The organism is Corticimicrobacter populi (assembly GCF_003123725.1).
GTDB lineage: Bacteria > Pseudomonadota > Gammaproteobacteria > Burkholderiales > Burkholderiaceae_B > Corticimicrobacter > Corticimicrobacter populi.
Genome location: NZ_QETA01000002.1, coordinates 388,080 through 405,017, shown reverse-complemented (window position 1 = coordinate 405,017; position 16,938 = coordinate 388,080). Strand labels below are relative to the sequence as shown.

At 59.0% G+C, this 16,938-nt stretch carries 15 protein-coding genes and 1 pseudogene; 11 read left to right on the top strand and 5 right to left on the bottom strand.

Annotated elements, in window-relative coordinates; translation table 11 throughout:
• Nucleotides 1–70 precede the first annotated feature (70 nt).
• The 9 genes from DD235_RS07160 (at nucleotide 71) to DD235_RS07120 (ending at nucleotide 7,297) form a co-directional block, all read left to right on the top strand.
• Nucleotides 71–358 carry a co-chaperone GroES gene (locus tag DD235_RS07160; RefSeq protein ID WP_109061359.1) on the top strand — a complete coding sequence of 96 codons (288 nt, stop codon included), beginning with the start codon at nucleotides 71–73 and terminating at the stop codon, nucleotides 356–358.
• Between the two features lie 76 nt (nucleotides 359–434).
• Entirely contained in the window at nucleotides 435–2,075 is a 1,641-nt protein-coding gene (gene groL, locus DD235_RS07155; RefSeq protein WP_109061358.1) for a chaperonin GroEL, read from the top strand.
• Between the two features lie 267 nt (nucleotides 2,076–2,342).
• Nucleotides 2,343–3,554 carry a tyrosine-type recombinase/integrase gene (locus DD235_RS07150; protein WP_109061357.1) on the top strand — a complete coding sequence of 404 codons (1,212 nt, stop codon included), beginning with the start codon at nucleotides 2,343–2,345 and terminating at the stop codon, nucleotides 3,552–3,554.
• Nucleotides 3,555–3,601: 47 nt separating this feature from the next.
• Nucleotides 3,602–3,988 (top strand): type II toxin-antitoxin system RelE/ParE family toxin, encoded by a 387-nt coding sequence (locus DD235_RS07145; protein ID WP_109061356.1) that lies wholly within the window; start codon nucleotides 3,602–3,604, stop codon nucleotides 3,986–3,988.
• Nucleotides 3,969–4,274, top strand: a complete 306-nt coding sequence (locus DD235_RS07140) for a helix-turn-helix domain-containing protein (RefSeq protein ID WP_109061355.1) — start codon at nucleotides 3,969–3,971, stop codon at nucleotides 4,272–4,274. Before DD235_RS07145 ends, DD235_RS07140 begins: the two co-directional genes overlap by 20 nt.
• Nucleotides 4,275–4,325: 51 nt before the next feature.
• Entirely contained in the window at nucleotides 4,326–4,553 is a 228-nt protein-coding gene (locus DD235_RS07135; protein ID WP_109061354.1) for a hypothetical protein, read from the top strand.
• Nucleotides 4,554–4,761: 208 nt separating this feature from the next.
• Nucleotides 4,762–5,256, top strand: coding sequence for a hypothetical protein (locus DD235_RS07130; RefSeq protein WP_204524211.1), 495 nt, complete (start codon nucleotides 4,762–4,764; stop codon nucleotides 5,254–5,256).
• Nucleotides 5,253–5,987, top strand: coding sequence for a hypothetical protein (locus tag DD235_RS07125; protein ID WP_109061352.1), 735 nt, complete (start codon nucleotides 5,253–5,255; stop codon nucleotides 5,985–5,987). Before DD235_RS07130 ends, DD235_RS07125 begins: the two co-directional genes overlap by 4 nt.
• A complete protein-coding gene (locus DD235_RS07120) occupies nucleotides 5,984–7,297 on the top strand; it encodes a hypothetical protein (RefSeq protein WP_204524210.1) in 1,314 nt (437 codons plus the stop codon). Before DD235_RS07125 ends, DD235_RS07120 begins: the two co-directional genes overlap by 4 nt.
• Before the next feature lie 125 nt (nucleotides 7,298–7,422).
• Here DD235_RS07120 and DD235_RS07115 read toward each other — a convergent pair whose 3' ends face one another.
• The 3 genes from DD235_RS07115 to DD235_RS07105 all read right to left on the bottom strand — a co-directional run bounded on the left by DD235_RS07115 (nucleotide 7,423) and on the right by DD235_RS07105 (nucleotide 13,473).
• Entirely contained in the window at nucleotides 7,423–9,438 is a 2,016-nt protein-coding gene (locus DD235_RS07115; protein WP_109061351.1) for a hypothetical protein, read from the bottom strand.
• 94 nt (nucleotides 9,439–9,532) lie between these two features.
• Complete coding sequence (locus DD235_RS07110) at nucleotides 9,533–11,332, bottom strand: UvrD-helicase domain-containing protein (protein ID WP_109061350.1); 1,800 nt, start codon at nucleotides 11,330–11,332, stop codon at nucleotides 9,533–9,535.
• Nucleotides 11,333–11,334: 2 nt separating this feature from the next.
• Entirely contained in the window at nucleotides 11,335–13,473 is a 2,139-nt protein-coding gene (locus tag DD235_RS07105; RefSeq protein WP_109061349.1) for an ATP-dependent nuclease, read from the bottom strand.
• 443 nt (nucleotides 13,474–13,916) lie between these two features.
• Between DD235_RS07105 and DD235_RS07095 the strand changes: the two are divergent.
• Nucleotides 13,917–14,267, top strand: a pseudogene (locus DD235_RS07095) (DUF2958 domain-containing protein).
• 144 nt (nucleotides 14,268–14,411) lie between these two features.
• On the opposite strand, the gene DD235_RS07090 reads toward DD235_RS07095, so the two are convergent.
• Together DD235_RS07090 and DD235_RS07085 are read right to left on the bottom strand one after the other, a co-directional pair.
• Nucleotides 14,412–15,416 carry a hypothetical protein gene (locus DD235_RS07090; RefSeq protein WP_204524209.1) on the bottom strand — a complete coding sequence of 335 codons (1,005 nt, stop codon included), beginning with the start codon at nucleotides 15,414–15,416 and terminating at the stop codon, nucleotides 14,412–14,414.
• A 44-nt stretch (nucleotides 15,417–15,460) separates the two neighbouring features.
• Nucleotides 15,461–16,608 (bottom strand): IS3 family transposase gene (locus DD235_RS07085; protein ID WP_109061348.1). Its coding sequence is split into 2 segments (ribosomal slippage): nucleotides 15,461–16,368 and nucleotides 16,368–16,608, totalling 1,149 coding nucleotides; the frame shifts between segments, so codons are not numbered across the junction.
• Nucleotides 16,609–16,691: 83 nt separating this feature from the next.
• Between DD235_RS07085 and DD235_RS07080 the strand changes: the two genes are divergently transcribed.
• Nucleotides 16,692–16,937, top strand: a complete 246-nt coding sequence (locus DD235_RS07080) for a DUF2274 domain-containing protein (protein ID WP_109061347.1) — start codon at nucleotides 16,692–16,694, stop codon at nucleotides 16,935–16,937.
• Nucleotide 16,938: the final 1 nt, after the last annotated feature.

Genomic DNA, 16,938 nt, shown 5'->3' with positions numbered 1-16,938 from the left:
TGCTAAACACTCCCTGCTCCTGACAATCCGGTCATTATTTCATTTTCTTCACCATCACAGGAGTTTATCCATGGCCCTGCGTCCCCTGCATGATCGCGTGATCATCAAGCGCCTGGACAACGAGCGCACCACTGCCTCCGGTATCGTTATCCCCGAAAATGCCGCTGAAAAGCCCGACCAGGGTGAAGTCATCGCTGTCGGCCCGGGCAAGCGCACCGAAGACGGCAAGCTCCAGCCGGTCGACCTGAAGGTCGGCGACAAGGTCCTGTTCGGCAAGTATGCCGGCCAGACCGTCAAGGTTGATGGCCAGGAAGTCCTGGTCATTCGCGAAGAAGAAATCCTCGCCGTCGTCGAGTAAGCTCGTCCGGCATACCGAGACAGCGCGCCCATCTGGCGCGATCTCCCGATAAACGTATTACTGCAAGGAATTCAACATGGCTGCTAAGCAAGTCCTGTTCGGCGATGAAAGCCGTAGCCGCATCGTCAATGGCGTCAACATCCTGGCCAACGCCGTCAAGACCACCCTGGGCCCCAAGGGTCGCAACGTGGTGCTGGAGCGCTCGTTCGGTGCCCCGACCGTGACCAAGGACGGTGTTTCCGTCGCCAAGGAAATCGAACTGAAGGACAAGTTCGAAAACATCGGCGCGCAACTGGTCAAGGACGTCGCTTCCAAGACCAACGACAACGCCGGTGACGGCACCACCACGGCTACCGTGCTGGCCCAGTCGATCGTCCAGGAAGGCCTCAAGTACGTGGCCGCCGGCTTCAACCCCATCGACCTCAAGCGCGGCATCGACAAGGCTGTCGCCGCTGCCGTCGCCGAGCTGAAGAACCTGTCCAAGCCCATCACCACCAGCAAGGAAATCGCCCAGGTCGGTTCGATCTCGGCCAACTCCGACGCGACCATCGGCAAGATCATCGCTGACGCGATGGACACGGTCGGCAAGGAAGGCGTCATCACCGTCGAAGACGGAAAGTCGCTGGAAGACGAGCTGGACGTGGTCGAAGGCATGCAATTCGACCGTGGCTACCTGTCGCCCTACTTCATCAACAACCCCGACAAGCAAGTTGCTGCCCTGGATGACCCGTTCATCCTGATCTTCGACAAGAAGATCAGCAACATCCGTGACCTGCTGCCGGTACTCGAGCAAGTCGCCAAGTCCAGCCGTCCGCTGCTGATCATCGCCGAAGACGTCGAAGGCGAAGCCCTGGCAACCCTGGTGGTCAACAACATCCGTGGCATCCTGAAGACCGTGGCCGTCAAGGCTCCCGGCTTCGGCGACCGTCGCAAGCAGATGCTGGAAGACATCGCCATCCTGACCGGCGGCACCGTGATCTCCGAAGAGACCGGCCTGTCGCTCGAAAAGGCAACCCTGGCCGAACTGGGCCAGGCCAAGCGCATCGAAGTGGCCAAGGAAAACACCACGATCATCGACGGTGCCGGCGATGCCAAGAACATCGAAGCCCGCGTCAAGCAGATCCGCACCCAGATTGAGGAAGCCACTTCCGACTACGACCGTGAAAAGCTGCAAGAGCGCGTGGCCAAGCTGGCCGGCGGTGTTGCCGTGATCCGCGTCGGTGCTGCCACCGAAGTCGAAATGAAGGAAAAGAAGGCTCGCGTCGAAGACGCCCTGCACGCCACCCGTGCAGCCGTTGAAGAAGGCGTGGTCGCCGGCGGCGGCGTAGCCCTGCTGCGCGCCAAGCAAGCGATCGCCGACCTGAAGGGCGACACCGCCGACCAGAACGCCGGTATCCAGCTGATCCTGCGTGCTGTCGAATCGCCCCTGCGTACCATCGTCCTGAACGCCGGCGAAGAAGCCAGCGTCGTGGTCAACAACGTGCTGGCCAACAAGGGCAACTACGGCTACAACGCAGCCACCGGCGAGTACGGTGACCTGGTTGAGCAAGGCGTGCTGGATCCGACCAAGGTCACCCGCACCGCCCTGCAAAACGCCGCCTCGATCGCCAGCCTGCTGCTGACGGCCGAAGCTGCCATCGCCGAGCTGCCTGAAGACAAGCCCGCTCCCGCCATGCCCGGCGGCGGCATGGGCGGCATGGGTGGCATGGACTTCTAAGTCCCTTCCGCCTGAGCACGGTGCCGGTTTCGGCCGGCATCGAGTACATGCAAAAAAAAACGGCACGGGTCGCTCCCGTGCCGTTTTTTTCATTTCACCATGTCTCCCGCACCGAACTTCGCTGGACCACGCCCAAGCCCGATACAGCAGGTTTATCAATCACTTAGGCGAGTCCAACATATGACGGTGCTTTCCCAAACCTGACCCGGCTTGTGCCCCCATGGCTCCCATGAGGCTCTTGGAAACTGGGTCTTTCAAGGAGTCATCGTGGCAAAACTCAAGCTCACCAAGTCCGCAGTCGATGCGGCACAACCCCAGGCCTTGGCCGTCGAACTCCGGGACACGCTGGTGCCCGGCTTCCTGTGCAAGGTTACACCAGCAGGGCGCAAGGTGTTCATGCTGCAGTACCGCACTAACGCCGGCGAGCGCCGCAAGCCCGCCCTGGGCGTGTACGGGGAACTGACCGTCGAGCAGGCCCGCTCGCTGGCCCAGGAGTGGCTGGCGAAGGTACGTAAGGGCGGCGATCCCAGCGCCGCCAAGGCTGCTGCCCGAGCCGCACCGACAGTCAAGGAACTGTGCGAGAAGTCCATGGAGGACCACTCCAAGCAGCGCAACAAGCCCAGTACGCAGCGCGGATATCAGGCGGTCATCGACCGCTGCATCGTCCCGATGCTAGGCCGGATGAAGGTTCAGGACGTAAAGCGGCCGGATGTGGCCATAGCGATGAAGAAGTGGTCGCACAAGCCGGCCGAGGCAAACCGCACGTTCAGCGTGATGCGCAAGATGTTCAACTTGGCTGAGGTCTGGGGCTACCGGCCGGACGGCACCAACCCCTGCCGCCACGTCCCGATGTACCCTAACGGCAAGGCCACACACCTCATCAGCGACGAGGAGATGGGCAAGCTGTTCCGGTATCTCGACTATCTGGAAACCGATGGGCTGGGACTGGATCACGCCGTCCTGCCACTGGCCATCCGGCTGCAGTTCGAGTTCGCGGGCCGACGCTCCGAGATCGTCACGCTGCAATGGGACTGGGTGGACCTGGAGCACCGACGCGTGGTCTGGCCCGACAGCAAGACCGGTGGGATGTCCAAGCCCCTGAGTGAGGAGGCCTACCGGCTGCTGTCCACCGCGCTGCGTCAGGACGGTTGCCCTCATGTGTTTCCGTCGCCGAACCACCCAGGGCAGCACATGACCACGGGTGAGTATTACGGCGGCTGGACCCGCATCCTCAAGCGTGCCGGTGTGAGCCACGTGGGCACACATGGCATCCGTCATCGCTCGGCGACCGACATCGCCAACTCGGGCATCCCCGTGAAGGTCGGCATGGCGCTGACTGCGCACAAGACCGTGGCAATGTTCATGCGGTATGTCCACACCGAGGACAAGCCGGTGCGCGAAGCGGCCGAACTGGTGGCCCAGCGGCGCAAGACGGTGGTGGGCGCACGGTTGGCCACAGACCTGGTGGCAGCACCGTGACGGGCACGCTGGAAAATTATACCCGTCTCGGGTATAATTGTGATTCGTTGCCGCAGGTTCTCAAGCGCAAGGACTTCGCTCGGTGGCAGGCGGGCGAGAAACTGTCCGATGCTGCTTTGTGCAAAGCGGTGCGGGAGATGGAAAGTGGCCTGATCGATGCGGATCTGGGCGGCCACCTCTACAAGAAGCGCGTGGCGCGTGCAGGCGGCGGCAAGAGCGGTGGTTACCGCACCTTGCTCTTGGCCCGCATCGGCACCCGGTACGTGTTCTTGCACGGGTTTCCCAAGAGCGCCACGGCGAACATCGGGCAGGACGAAAAGAAGGCGCTGCAGTACGCAGGCAAGGTGTTCCTGGACCTTCCCGCGGCAGCGTTGGTTCAGGCATTGCAGGCAGGAGTTCTACTGGAGGTGCATTGTGACGAGCAAGCTCATTGAATCGCTGCGCAGCGACCTGGCCGCGCTGCACGAGGCCGGCGCGATCGGCAAAGTGACCATGCGCCAGTTCGACGCCATCTGTCCGCCGCCGGTGCGCGAGTTCAGCGCTATGGACATCAGGCGGCTGCGCGAAGCGCTGAGCTTCAGCCAGCCTGTGTTCGCGCACCACCTGCACACGTCGGCTTCGACCGTGCGCAAGTGGGAGCAAGGCGAGACTCGGCCGGCGGGGCCTGCGCTCAAGCTGCTCAACGTGATCGCGGACAAGGGCCTGCAGGCCATCATCTGAAAGGAAGCTCGTGCATCTGACCGGCTGAGGCCGCTCAGGACTCGCTGACGCATGACGGCTTTACAAGGGATACCCGACGAAGAACTGGCCGATTTGGCGCGGCATTGGCGCGCTGAGGCGCTGCGTGGCTCCAAGGATGCGCGTGGAACTGCGCACCTGTACGAGGCAGAACTGAGGCGCCGGGGAAGGAACAACAGCGACGAAGCCACGCAGGTCGTCCTGGACATGCGGCCGCTGTCGGCTCGCGAGGAATCGCGGCGATGGTGGCGTCTCTGGTAGACGATGACAAGACCGCGCTGCTGATCGTGCTGTGTCAAACACTGCGGATGGTTAGCGGGCTGAGGCCGTGGCCGAGTTTCCTACTTACGTTGACATCACCGTTCAATTCAGTGTGACTTGCTCTGACATGGACCTTTTAGAGAATTGCCTTCCGCCGCGCCTTGAACCGCTCGTACTGCCTTGGCCGAGTCGGGGAAACCCAGCGGGCTTGATGCAGTTCCACGAGGTCAGCCAATGGCAGAAATTCCTTCGCGATCTCGATCTTGACGTCCGCGTCCCAGCGGTTGTGCGCCTGAAGTACGCTCGCGCACAAAAGCTGTATCTGCTCGGTTGGAGCGATGCGGAGTTGATCAAAGCCGGCGAACTAGTTGCGCTGACAGCTCTGGAAATCGCATTGGTTGGCAGCCATGGAGGTCGGGTTGCGAAGAACAAGCGAACGCTTGCGGCCTTGCTCAAACACCTAGTTGAGTACGACGGCCTGAGCGATGACAACTTGCCCATCGCCGTGCGCTGCAATGCCTGCGTCGTCGGTCAACTTACGGGTGAATCTGAGCCCACCCTGGCCCAGCTCCGAAACAAGATGGCGCATGGGGACCCGTTTGACGGTCTTCCGTACGCTGGGCTTCTTGAGCTAGTGCGGGACCTGATCAATTTCGCCTACCGCGGCTTGATCACTGAGCATCGGCTTGGAGACAACATGTGACCATTTTTCGTTGGCAGAACTGTCACGCCGATGTCGCCACGGCGATGCACGGGATCAGCGTTCAGTCATTCCTTGACGATGTCATCGTGCCATCGATACAGGTGCTCGAAGAGAAGATGCACATACTTAGCCGCAGCGATGAGCCGGCGGCCGCGTTTGCCCTTTCCGATGCGGGAGACGTGCTCCGCGAGACCAAGATGGCTTTTGGCCTTTCCATCCAGTCGATCTGGGAGCGTCAGCTGCGTGGTTACCTGCGTGGATGTGCTGCGGCGTTGCGCCCGCACGAAGGCTTGGCTGCTCAGGCAGAGAAGGGAAACTGGCGCAGACTTCGCGAGTTGTTCCTTGAACTTCGCGGCATAGGGCTTGAGGCGTTCCCCAGCTTCTCCGAGTTGGACAAGTTGCACCTGTTGGGTAACGCATGCCGCCATGGCGATGGGCCCTCTGCCACCGAGTTGGCCAGGCATTGCCCCGAACTGTGGCCGGACTACCTTTTGGCCCCGGCCAATGCGAATCAAGTCACGGCGACTGCTCCTCCCGTCGAATTGATGGACATTCCTTTGGATCGACTTCGATTATTCTGCGCGGCAATCGTCACCTTCTGGGACGATGCGGAGTACATCTACAACGAGAGCATCGAACGCAAGCACCCCAGCCTCGAAGCCAGGCTTGCGCAGGAGCGGACGCAGCGGTCATGGTGGCCGGCGGCTGCATCCGATGAGGTGGTTAGATGATATCGGTAGACGAGAAACTTCTCGCCACGTTGGAAGCCCTGTGGCGGATTCCGCCGCCAGGCCCCGACAACCTGTTGTCGGCACCCGCCTTCACAGCGCTGAGCGAATTGATCGCGCAACGCACTGGCAGCGGCAAGGCCACCTTTGCACTGAGCAACGCACTCAGATCCCTTGGCCTGCCATGTGGCTTGCCTGCCGGTCACAGGGTGCAGGCTCTCGACTTGCCGACCGTGGCAGAGATGTTGGTGAAAGCCTTCTCGCGCAGTTCCATCACCCGGCGCCATCTCTGTCCTCTCGATCTTGCCGACGAACTGCCCTCGATGACGTTCGGCAACGCACGCGTTGCATGGTTCAGCGCGGCAGAACTAGACGATCTCTTCGACTGGCCGAGACTGAGCCGCCACTTCCATACTTTGACTTCGGACGCGAAGCGCCTGTCCGAGTTCCAATGGCTGGTCGTGGAGGAAGAAGTACTTGTTCAAGCAAAGCCGAATGCGCGCGCGTTCTCATTCGGGGACATGGATTTCTCGCGTGATCTTGGTGAGATCGAGCCGCATCGTGGCCGTTTTCCCCAGGCCGTAGAGGATGCGCTTTTTTTCCTTCTCCTCGCCCCGTGGGAGGATTGGTCTACCTTGAACGAGGTCGATTGGCGCGGATTCCGTGTGCCATGGATATACACGCTGGACGACGACTTGTTCGTATCGCCCACTCTCCCGCCCAGCGCAGAGACTCTGTCCTTTGAACCTTACATCTACCAGGATGAGTGGGGCGAGGAAATAGAAATCGAGCGCCGCACCATACTGCCCCTCGACAACGCGGCGACAGCGGGACTGCAATGGGTCAACGACACTGCATGGAATGAAGTGCAGGCCGCTCGTGCGACCTCCCTGTTCGAAACCCCGGTGGTGCATTTTCTTGTGCGAGCGTTCCTCGCAAGTGGCATCGACGAGTTCATCGCCCACCTGACGGTCATCGAGGCGGCATTGGGCTTGGAGAGCGACCACAGGCGAGGGTTGCGACCCAATAACGATCCCCGTCCCAAACTATCGGCGACCAAGCGCGTCGCAGCCCGCCTACGTGCCGCGGTCGGCGAAGAGAAGGCAGAGCGGGACTATGAGAGTCTGTTCGACTTGAGAAGCGCATTCATTCATGGGCGGTCTGGAGTTCAACGCATTTCAACGAAGCAAAGATTGTTGGCACGCAGTCTGGCAAGGCGAACCGCAGGCGCATTGGTTCGACTGTCCCGGCAACCAGGAATGGCACGGGAGCAGGCGCTGTCGGATCTTCTTGGTCCTTCTCGTCCCGCTTAGGACAGCCTGGAAAGCCGTATGGATGGAATCACTTGCTCGGTTGACGTCCAATAGCAGTGAGTCGCCGCTGTCAGTCCTGACCGGCCCTTCAGAATGCCGCGACAAGTTGATGATCGCGCGAGAGTTCAGCCGCCAGACTCCTGTTCCAACTGTGCGGGCCGTGGCTCTCTGCCGTAGCCATTCGCAAGGCGCGGTGCCATGTCGGGGAAAAGCACGCTGAGTACCGCGTCGTAGCGCGCCGGCCGCAGGTGGGTTGCATCGCCGGCTTCCACCTTGTCAATGATCCTTTGACGCCAGGATGCGTAGCGCTCAGCCTGCTTGGCCGTGAATCTGGACTCCAGGCCGTAGGCTTTGACCGCCATGGGGTACAGCGTATGCCATTGCTGGTAGTCGGCGCCGCTCTGCATGATGGCGTTGAGAACCTGATAACCCGTGTCGAATGCATAGCCGACGCCGCGGTCATGCTGGATCGACAGCAGCCTTGGGACGATGCCCGCAAGCCCCGCCATCTCGGGGTCGGCTGCGCCTGGGTAGCCGTGAACGGCAAGTGCTTCGGCTGCCTCCGTGAGCCGCTGCCAGGGCTCGCTGTCCTTGCCCAATAGTTCGGGCTTGGGGCCTTCTCCTCGATGCGTTCGCCTGGCCTTGTCGATGCGGGTGTTGGTATCGTGGAATTCCGTGGCGGCCGCCAGATAGATCGATGCCCACTCCGATGCCGGTGTCGCGAGCAGCCGAGGGCGCCTCAGTTCGGTCAAGCGCTGCTGGAAGCGGACTGTGACCGGGTGCTGGTCCAATTCCATTTCGAGGAGTTGGCGACGAAAACGCCAGGCTGGGTGATGGACCCAGCGCTTGCCGATGGTCTCGTCCACCACCAGGCGACGCAGTCCCTCCCGGGTGACCCGGCCGCCAAGCGATCCGATGTCTATTTCCAATGTTGGAAGGTCAAGCGCCTGGATGCGGCGCAGCTTTTCCTGATCGATGCCGTGCGTCACGGTGACTTCAACCAGCAAGGTCTCAGGCCAACGCTGGCTGCTGTGGCTGTCTTCGATCAATTCCTCGAATCCATCATCGAGCCAGGTTTCCACCACCCCGAAGATGAAAGGCCGAGGCTCGCGCAGCGTGCTGATGACGTCGGGGACGATGCTGCCCTGCTGCTTTTCCAGCCGAGTCTTTTCAAGCGACAGCGTCGTGGATCCGGTCAACCATTGCATGCGAAGCGTGTTGCTCTCCCATTCACCGCTGAACTCGTCAGGGGCGTCGCGGATCACCTCCACATCGAGGCCCGGCGTTGCGATGTGCGAGGACTGCTCCAGGATCGCCTTCACTTCGCTGTGCAGCAGCGTCTCGCGACGCAGTTGCAGGGCGACGGCAGGATCCAGATCAGGAGACAGGCTGCGATGAAACGAGGTTTCCTCCGCATCTCCCCATGCATCCATGGCGTCCAGCGCGGCCTGACGGGCCTGTGCGGCAGCTGCCGCCTGCAGAGCCTGGTCGTTCCAATGGGTGCACCACTGGATGTCTGGGAGCAACCGCAGCCGTGCGCGGATCTCTTCTGGAGCCATCATCGCGATGGCGGGATCGGACAGGGATACCGTAACGATCGCCCGCCAATGGCCATCGCCGCCAAGCTTGCGCTGGCCGGTGAGATCGACCAGGAGTTCGCTGCCGTCGTCCAGCGTCAGCAGCGCAGTGGCATGGTCGTGGAGTACCGCGCCGGCAATCGAGACGCGTCGTGCCGGTATCTCGGCCCAGCCCTCATACCCTTGACCGCTGAACCCGACGGCAGAAGCCGATCTCCTGTGTCGAGGCAGATCTATGAAACCTCGCTCCTGGAGGTTTCGAATCGCCGCGAGCCGCGCAGCGACAAGCGTGCAGTCATCTTTCTGAGCGCCCTTGGGGTGGCGAAAGTGCGCTGTGGGGTTGCGGTGCAGAGGCTGACCAGCCAGCACCGGCGTCAGAGAAAGATGGCAGGACGGGCATTGGCATTCGGCCCGACCTTCGGAGACCTCGGCATCGTGGATGTAGCGAGGCTCGCCGGTGCGCGCATCGTGGGCCCACTTCAGCGGCACGCTGCTGCCGGAGATCGTGCGCCGATCTGCGGAAGTCGCGCTTCTCACCTGCCAGGTGCTGGACCCTTGTGCCATTGACACCTCTGTGTTTCTAGGGCCGAACCGCCCTACAGCAAGAAAAAATCTCTGCCACATGTATATGGGGCGACGGCAACGAGTATCCCAAGGGCTATGGAATCTGGTTGTACTTGAAATTGCATGCAGCAAGCTTCAAAGTTGTTTGGTACTCGTCACGGGTATATCCATCGATGCGTTCTCGCTCCGAGATTAGGTGCAGATTCTTCCTTGCACGTGAGCCGATGACATACAGCAATTTCATCGCACTCTCTTGGCCATTCGGGTCATTCCGATTGGGAAGAACGTTCTCCAGTAAGGCATAGGCGATGACCGTATCGAACTCTGCGCCCTTGATTCCGTGGATCGTGGAAATAGTGATCCCGCTCCTGCTTTGAAAAACCTTCCGGAATGTCGCAATGTCGCCGATGATCTCGGTACCTTCCTTCTTCAGTTTTTCAATCCGCACCTGCGAACTTTCGAAGAATGCGTCGTGATGTTCTCGTAGGAGCGTGAAGAGGCGAAAGTCGATCGCTAGGTTCGCAAACAGCGTTTCGAAAAATGCACGGAGGTAGTTGAGGCCATCCTCTTCGTCGATCTTGATCGCGTTGCACTCCCTCAAAAATGACTTCCGCGTGAGCTTGGATACGCTCACACCCGCAGCCTCCAAGTCATTCAGAATCTCCCCGGCCCATCGCAGTCTTCGCACATACATGCCCGGCGACGCCTGTGTAAGGGTAATCTTTGAAAGCCTGTACCAAAAATTATCTGGATCTCTTGCGAAGGGGACCATGCCGGGACCATCGAATGGATACTCCGGCATGCTCGCGACAAGGCGGCGGGTCATACTTGCCAAATGCATCCACTGCGGTGCAAGCACGCATACCTCATGCGGGGCTATTCCAACCGTCTCGATGTTGAAGCGAATGAGTCGAATCAGCTCCGCCTCCAAACCCGCCTTATTCACCGCGTCGTTGAACGAAATAAGGCTTGGATACGCCTTTTCGCTGGAAGCGGCCTCGATGAGAGTGGCGTGGACGTTGTAGTTTCCGAAGTAATTGATAATGCGCTCGGACGAGCGGTAATTCCTCGATAGCTGAAGCTCCTCAATGTCGATGCCAGCCATCGCCTTGAAATCCTCGAAGGCAATCGGGTATCCGCCGAGCGATTGGTAAATTGCTTGGTTGGGATCTCCAACGATGAAGGCCTTCGTCGCCCCGTGACCGGCTTTCAAGATGGCCGTGATGATCGAATACTGAATTCGCTTGGTGTCCTGATACTCGTCGACCAACACGAAAGAGAACAACTGCGCCAGAAGGGTGCTGATTGCAGGCCGACGGGCGATGAGTTGGTACGCATAGTAGAGAATGAATTCGAAGTCTATCTGCCGACTTTCCTGCAGAACCTCGAAGTACTGGCCCAATATGGCGTGCAAGCCGGCATGCTTCCAATCCTGCTGGCAAGAAAGCACATAGCCAGCTTCGGTGAAATAGAAGTCACAGTCCCATACCGTTATTTTTGGTTTCTGGTAAGGCTTGCACAGCGCTTCCAGAAGCTTCTCGCGTTCGTGCTGATCGATCACGCGGAAGCCGCGATCCAACGCCTCGTGATAGATGCCGTACGGCTTCAGTATCCACTCAAGACAGAACGAATGGATCGTTCCTATCCATAGTCGGGATGTGTCCACCCCAAGGTCCTCAATGCGCTCATGGATCTCGTCGGCCGCGCGGTGCGTATACGTGATTGCAACAACGAACTGCTTGTTCGATTCCAGTCTGGACAACTCATAGGCGATCTTGTAGGTCAGCGTGCGGGTCTTTCCGCTGCCAGGGCATGCTATGAGAAAAACGCTTCCAGGCTCCAGAATGGCAGCTTCCTGCTCCGGATTCAGATCATCCTTGTCCCATTCGAACATGGCTAAAAGACCCTGAGGATGTCGTTGATGCGATCGTCGGGGAAGGTGGCCAGCATTTCGTTTCTGATGTCAACGAAATCGAGGTCTCCCTTTCTGAAAGCCAGCAATTTGGCCCTGAATCCGTCAAAGACCGCCGATGCGGTGACAAGATCCTCCGCATCAATGTAGTTGACGCGATAGCTGAGCACATTGAACCAGACTTCTTTTGTGACTACTGGGTGCGCGAAGGCGATGGCATCAAGGATGTACGCCGGGATGGCTGTTTGTGGATCGATCTTCTTCCCCAGCAAAATGGCGAACCACCCTTTGCCATAGTTGCCCGCCATGGTCAGCACGCGCTGGCCGTACAGCGCGATGTCCGGTGACTCAAGCTCTGCTGTGGCCGTTGCGATAGTTGGCGCGTCTTTATAGACATCAGGAAGTATGCCGACCACTTTGCGCCCATTTCCAGCAGCAACGAAATCAACCTCGAAAGTGTGGGGAGAAAAAAATGACGTAACCCAAGGGTTGTCTTTGAACGACTCTTCCAGAATCACCTTCCTGGCGATGCCCTTCTCCTGAGAGGCTTGGTATTTTTTCTTGCGCCGAAGCACCTCCTCGGGGTCGCCCCCCGCGGGCGTTGTGTCAATGATGGACTTGTCGAGGTCGGTGACGATGCTGCACCGCTTTCGGATTCGATCATCGTGGAAAAGAACGGCTACGTTCTGGAAACCGGTGCTTCGGATGTTGATCAAACTGATTCCGAGTTCATCCAGACTGATGCCCAGCACCTTCTTGACCAGAATCGGGATCAGGATTTCTTCGGCATCGCCCTCTACCAGAATGACACTCTTGGCAAACAACAGGTTGCTGCGAACCGCATCCAGATAGCGTTGGATGTTGCCGATCTCTTCTGGGCCCAGGCCCGTGGACGGTTGGTAGGCCTCGCACCGATCTCGCTCCCGGCCAAGAATATTTACGTTCTGGACGTTGCTGACCTCTGAGATATGCGTCGAATGGGTCGAGTAGATGATCTGGGTGTCGTCGTACTGAAGTCTGTCGAACAGCGTCTTCTGAATGTGTGTGTGGATGTGGGCCTCTGGCTCTTCGATCAACAAGAAGTTGGCGATCGACTGCTTGGCTTTCTGATACTTGAATTCCAGCAGTTTCAAGGTGAGGAAGATCAGGTTCGCGCCACCCAGGCTCAACTCATGGATCGGCCCTTCGTGGCCTTCTCCCGATTCGCCGACAAACAGCTTGAGCGACTGGAACAATTTGTCAGCTTCGTCAGGCAGATCGGACTTGATCGACAAGGATGAGGGAGAGTACGCCTCGCCCGCTGCATCCTTGATGGTGTCCCTTATATCGGTCCGGACGGCTTGCACATCCGGCAACGCCTCGATCGAGTCATTCAAAGCCTTCACCCCGTCGGTGATGAGCTGGAATGCCACTGGGTCGATATCACCACTTTTGCCTTTGAGCAGCGACAAAAGTGGATTGGTCCTGTTGTTGTGGAACTCCGATACAACGTCTCTAAGTGCCTGTACGAAGGTGAAGGAAATCTCCTTGGAAACGGACAACACGCTGGGAATCTTGGCGCCGATGGCGGGAAACTCGATTTCTTCGTTGAACCTGGCGTTCTCGAAGTCACCGACCACCTCCTTGTAGAAGGCCTCGTCATTGAAGTCAGCGTCGCTCCGGCCCGTGAAGATGGTTTCGTAGTCGTCCAGAGTGACAGGAGCCAGGATCGCAGCGAGACCAGCGTGGTCGCCATCGTCCAATTGAGAGAGGCGAAGCCTGATCTCTTTCTTTGGGCGGAAGATGAGGTTGTAGGTGGCTTTGCCGATTGCGTCATCATCGATGCCGCCCGTCCCGTGCCGGAACAAGGCCTGGACTGCTTCATCAGCGGAGATCTCCTCGAATTCAAGGCTGATGATGATCCAATGGCCTTGCCACCTTCCCAAAGCTCTATGAAAGTCCGTGGAATCCAACCGGTAGGCGGATCGGATCATGTTGTCATCGAGCAGTAGCCTGATCGCTCGAAACAGGTTCGTTTTACCTGATCCGTTTTCGCCAATGATGGTGTTGATGCCCTTCTGGAACCGGAGTTTGGTGTTGGCGAAGTTTCTGTAGTTGACCAGGCTTAGCTTGGAGATGTGCATAAAGGTTCTCGTTTTCTAGAAGCGCCGCACAAATGCCGGCCCGCCGCTGCCCATACATGTTACAAGGCGTTTGCCAGAGCGCAGGCGTTTTGCACGCATGCAGGTACTGTGTCGCGTCCCGGCGTCCCGGCGTTCCGCCGTCGGGCTCGCGGGCTCCGCCCCGCGCCTCGTGCCGAATCTCATCAATTCGGCTCTGATCCCTGACGCCTTCGGCCCTCGCGGGCCTGCGCGCTCCGCTTGCTCAAAGACGGGTGTGTCTATTGGGCAGGGTGTGGGCGGTCTTGCTGTTCCCTTCACCGTATCACGGCGTTCTCGCCGTCAAGGGCGGCGCGCGCCGAGCGCGCTTGCGTCCTGGCGGCCGTCTGCGCCCCCTGACTCCTTGCGCTGCGCCGTGCCCCGGAAGGGCTGGGCAATTCCGCCAGGCAACCTTTCAGGAGTTCACCATGAACCACGCACTCATCACCGACGAGCAGCGCATCGTGCTGCTGGCCAACGGCCGCGAATCGCTGGGGAACCCGGACTTCGACCCGGCGCCCGTGGTCAAGCTGTTCACGCCGAATGCCGGCGCGACCTGGCTGTTGACCTAGATTGATCCCGATGACCACGATCACGCCTTCGGCCTTTGCGACCTGGGGCTGGGGGCGCCGGAGATCGGCTGGGTCAGCATGGGCGAGCTGGCGACGGTGCGCGGCCGACTAGGCCTGCCGATCGAGCGCGACCTGTCGTTCCGCGCCGAGATGCGGTTGAGCGCCTACGCGCGCGACGCGCGGCTGGCCGGGCGGATCGTTGTCTGAATGGATCTTCGGCTCTTGGGGTGCTGCAAAGTACCCCGCTGCTCTCCCGCATATTTAGCTCAGCCACGACCGGTCAGCTCATTTCTTCGTGACTACACACCCCTGCAATGAGAGTCATGGCTGTTACCCATGTCGGCCTATGAACTATTGCAATTGCCACCCGTTCGTGTCACCACAGTCGTTCCAAAGCTTGCCAGTGAGCGCTTGAAGCTGTTGCAGCAAATCAGGATTCCCGTCTTCCCACTGGGTGCGGTCAGCGCCGCGGAAAAGTCCCCAAAGTTCCGAAGGCCGCTGCCACGGATGGATCATAAAAATTAATCCAGCGACAGCGGAGAATTCTTGATCTGCCAGGATGCCGACTTTGTCGAACAAACCTTCGACGCATGGCTTTCCCTCGAATTCAGGGATGCCCAAGATGGGCATCCCTGTCCTGCCAAAGGCGAGAGTCCAAAGGTCGCCGGTGACAGCTTTGGGAAACATGTAGTCGTCGGGATATGCAGGTCTCAAGGCCTTGGGTTCCGTGATGAATGGCGGAATAATGCTGAGGTTGATGACCAAGAACGTGTTCGGCATCGCGAACTGATCTGCCTTGATGTTTCCGCGGGCTTTCTCGACGAGCGTATTGATGACGCTCAACAAGGTCTGATCATGCTTGACCTTGTCGCCGTAGGGCTGCGCTTCCGACATCGCAATGGCAACGCGAGCGCCGGCTCGCTGCTGAGCCTCTAAGTCGATGTGCGCGTCAAGTGACGAGTGCAGGGCGTCCGCGATGCCTGCATCGCCCCCCACAACCGACAGCGTCTTCACTTCAAAGTAAATGGACTGGCTGCCGACTGGAGCTGAAAAGTCTGGCGTTTTCTTGTTCTTGACTTCGGCGATGCGCGTCAACCGAAGTCCTTTGTCAAGACACATGAGCCAAAAGTGCGCTTCGCCAAGAATCTGTGCGAATTTGTTGGTCAAGTGCGGGTTGACGCCAAAGCTTGAATCGTCAAGCAATGCATTCAACGCGGACGCATAGGCTTGAAGCTCAGGATCCGCTGCCTGCCTCGCATCGATGGCCGCGACAGCGTTATTGAGATGAACAAGATAGGTGTCTTGCGCGGCGATGCGTGCGTTCGCCAGAGCGTCTTGGAATTTTTTCTTAAGCATCGGAATCCCCCTTTGTGGAACTGTGAAAAGGGGTTCTACCCCGATTAAACGGACGCCTCTAAAAGATCGGAAAACTGCTGGTCAATCTTGGCAATTCTGCGCCGCATACGCGGATTATGGAAGCATTCAATGTAGTTGAATACATCGGCCCTGGCGACATCCATCGTCCGGTATGTCTTGCGATTGACTCGCTCACGTTTGAGCATGCCAAAGAATCCTTCGCAGGCCGCGTTGTCGCCACAATGGCCCACAGCACTCATTGAGCAGATCAGCCAATTGCGTACCAGCAACGCCTGATAGTCACCACTGCGAAATTGGCTACCTCTATCCGAGTGCAGAATAACTCTGCCAACGCCTTGGCGTTGCCAAATAGCCATCTCCACAGCACGCATCACCATCTGACGATCCTGGCGGTGATGCATCGACCAGCCAACCACCAATTTGTTGTACAGATCCAGCGCGATGCACAAGTAAAGTACGCCCTCTCCGGTTTTGATCTCCGTAATATCCGTCACCCATTTGGTCTCTGGCTCTTGTGCACTGAAATCTCGCGCAAGAATATTCTCGACCTGAGGCATCGGTGTTTCCTGCTTCCCACGCTGCCCCCGTTTTCTTCTGCGCGGCCAGCCCTGAAGACCATCGCCAGCCATCAAGCGTGCAATGCGATTCTTGCTGGCCGTCTCTCCTCGCTCCACCAGGTCTTCATGCATGCGAGGAGCCCCTAACGCGCCTTGGCTATCTGCGTGCATCTGACGAATGAGGATGAGCAAGCGCTGGTTTTCCTTCTGGCGCGTGCTGACCGGGCGCAATAACCAGTCATAAAAACCACTTGATGATACCCGCAGCAAACGACACATCATTCGGATGGGAAACTCATGGCGACAACGCTCGATGGCCTGATATCTCAGGACGACTCCCTGGCAAAGAACGTTGCCGCTGCGCGCAAAAAATCCCTCTCCTTCTGAACTCGGGTCAACTCCCGCTTTAGTCGCACTACTTCCTCATCACGTGCAGCTCCACTACCAATAAAGGCCTTGGAGCCTTGCGTATCAGCCTCCCGCTTCCAGCGAGAGAGCAAGTCCGAGGCTATACCCAACTCCCGAGCGACCTGGGCACAACTGACATCCGACCGGCGCACCTGTTCAACCGCTCCCGCTTTGAATTCGGCACTGTATTTCTTGCGTTTCATCACTCACACTCCTTTACGTCCAGTATGACGCGTTTCTGAAGTGTCCGTCTTAACGGGGTAGAACCCTTCAACCGGGGGGCTTCTCGATGAGCACGACCAAGAAGCTGCGGCTCGGGCCGCTGCCGAAAACGGAATCCACGAAGCTGACCTTCGCTTGCCCGGCTAGCCTGAAAGCCGACCTCGACCGCTACGCCGCGCTGCACGCGCAGGCGTATGGCGAAGCGATCGATGCGGCCACGCTGATCCCGCACATGCTGGAGGCGTTCATGGCCGGGGATCGGGGATTCAGGAAGGGAGGCGCGGGCAAGGTCGCGCCTCCGAAGCCAAGTTGAC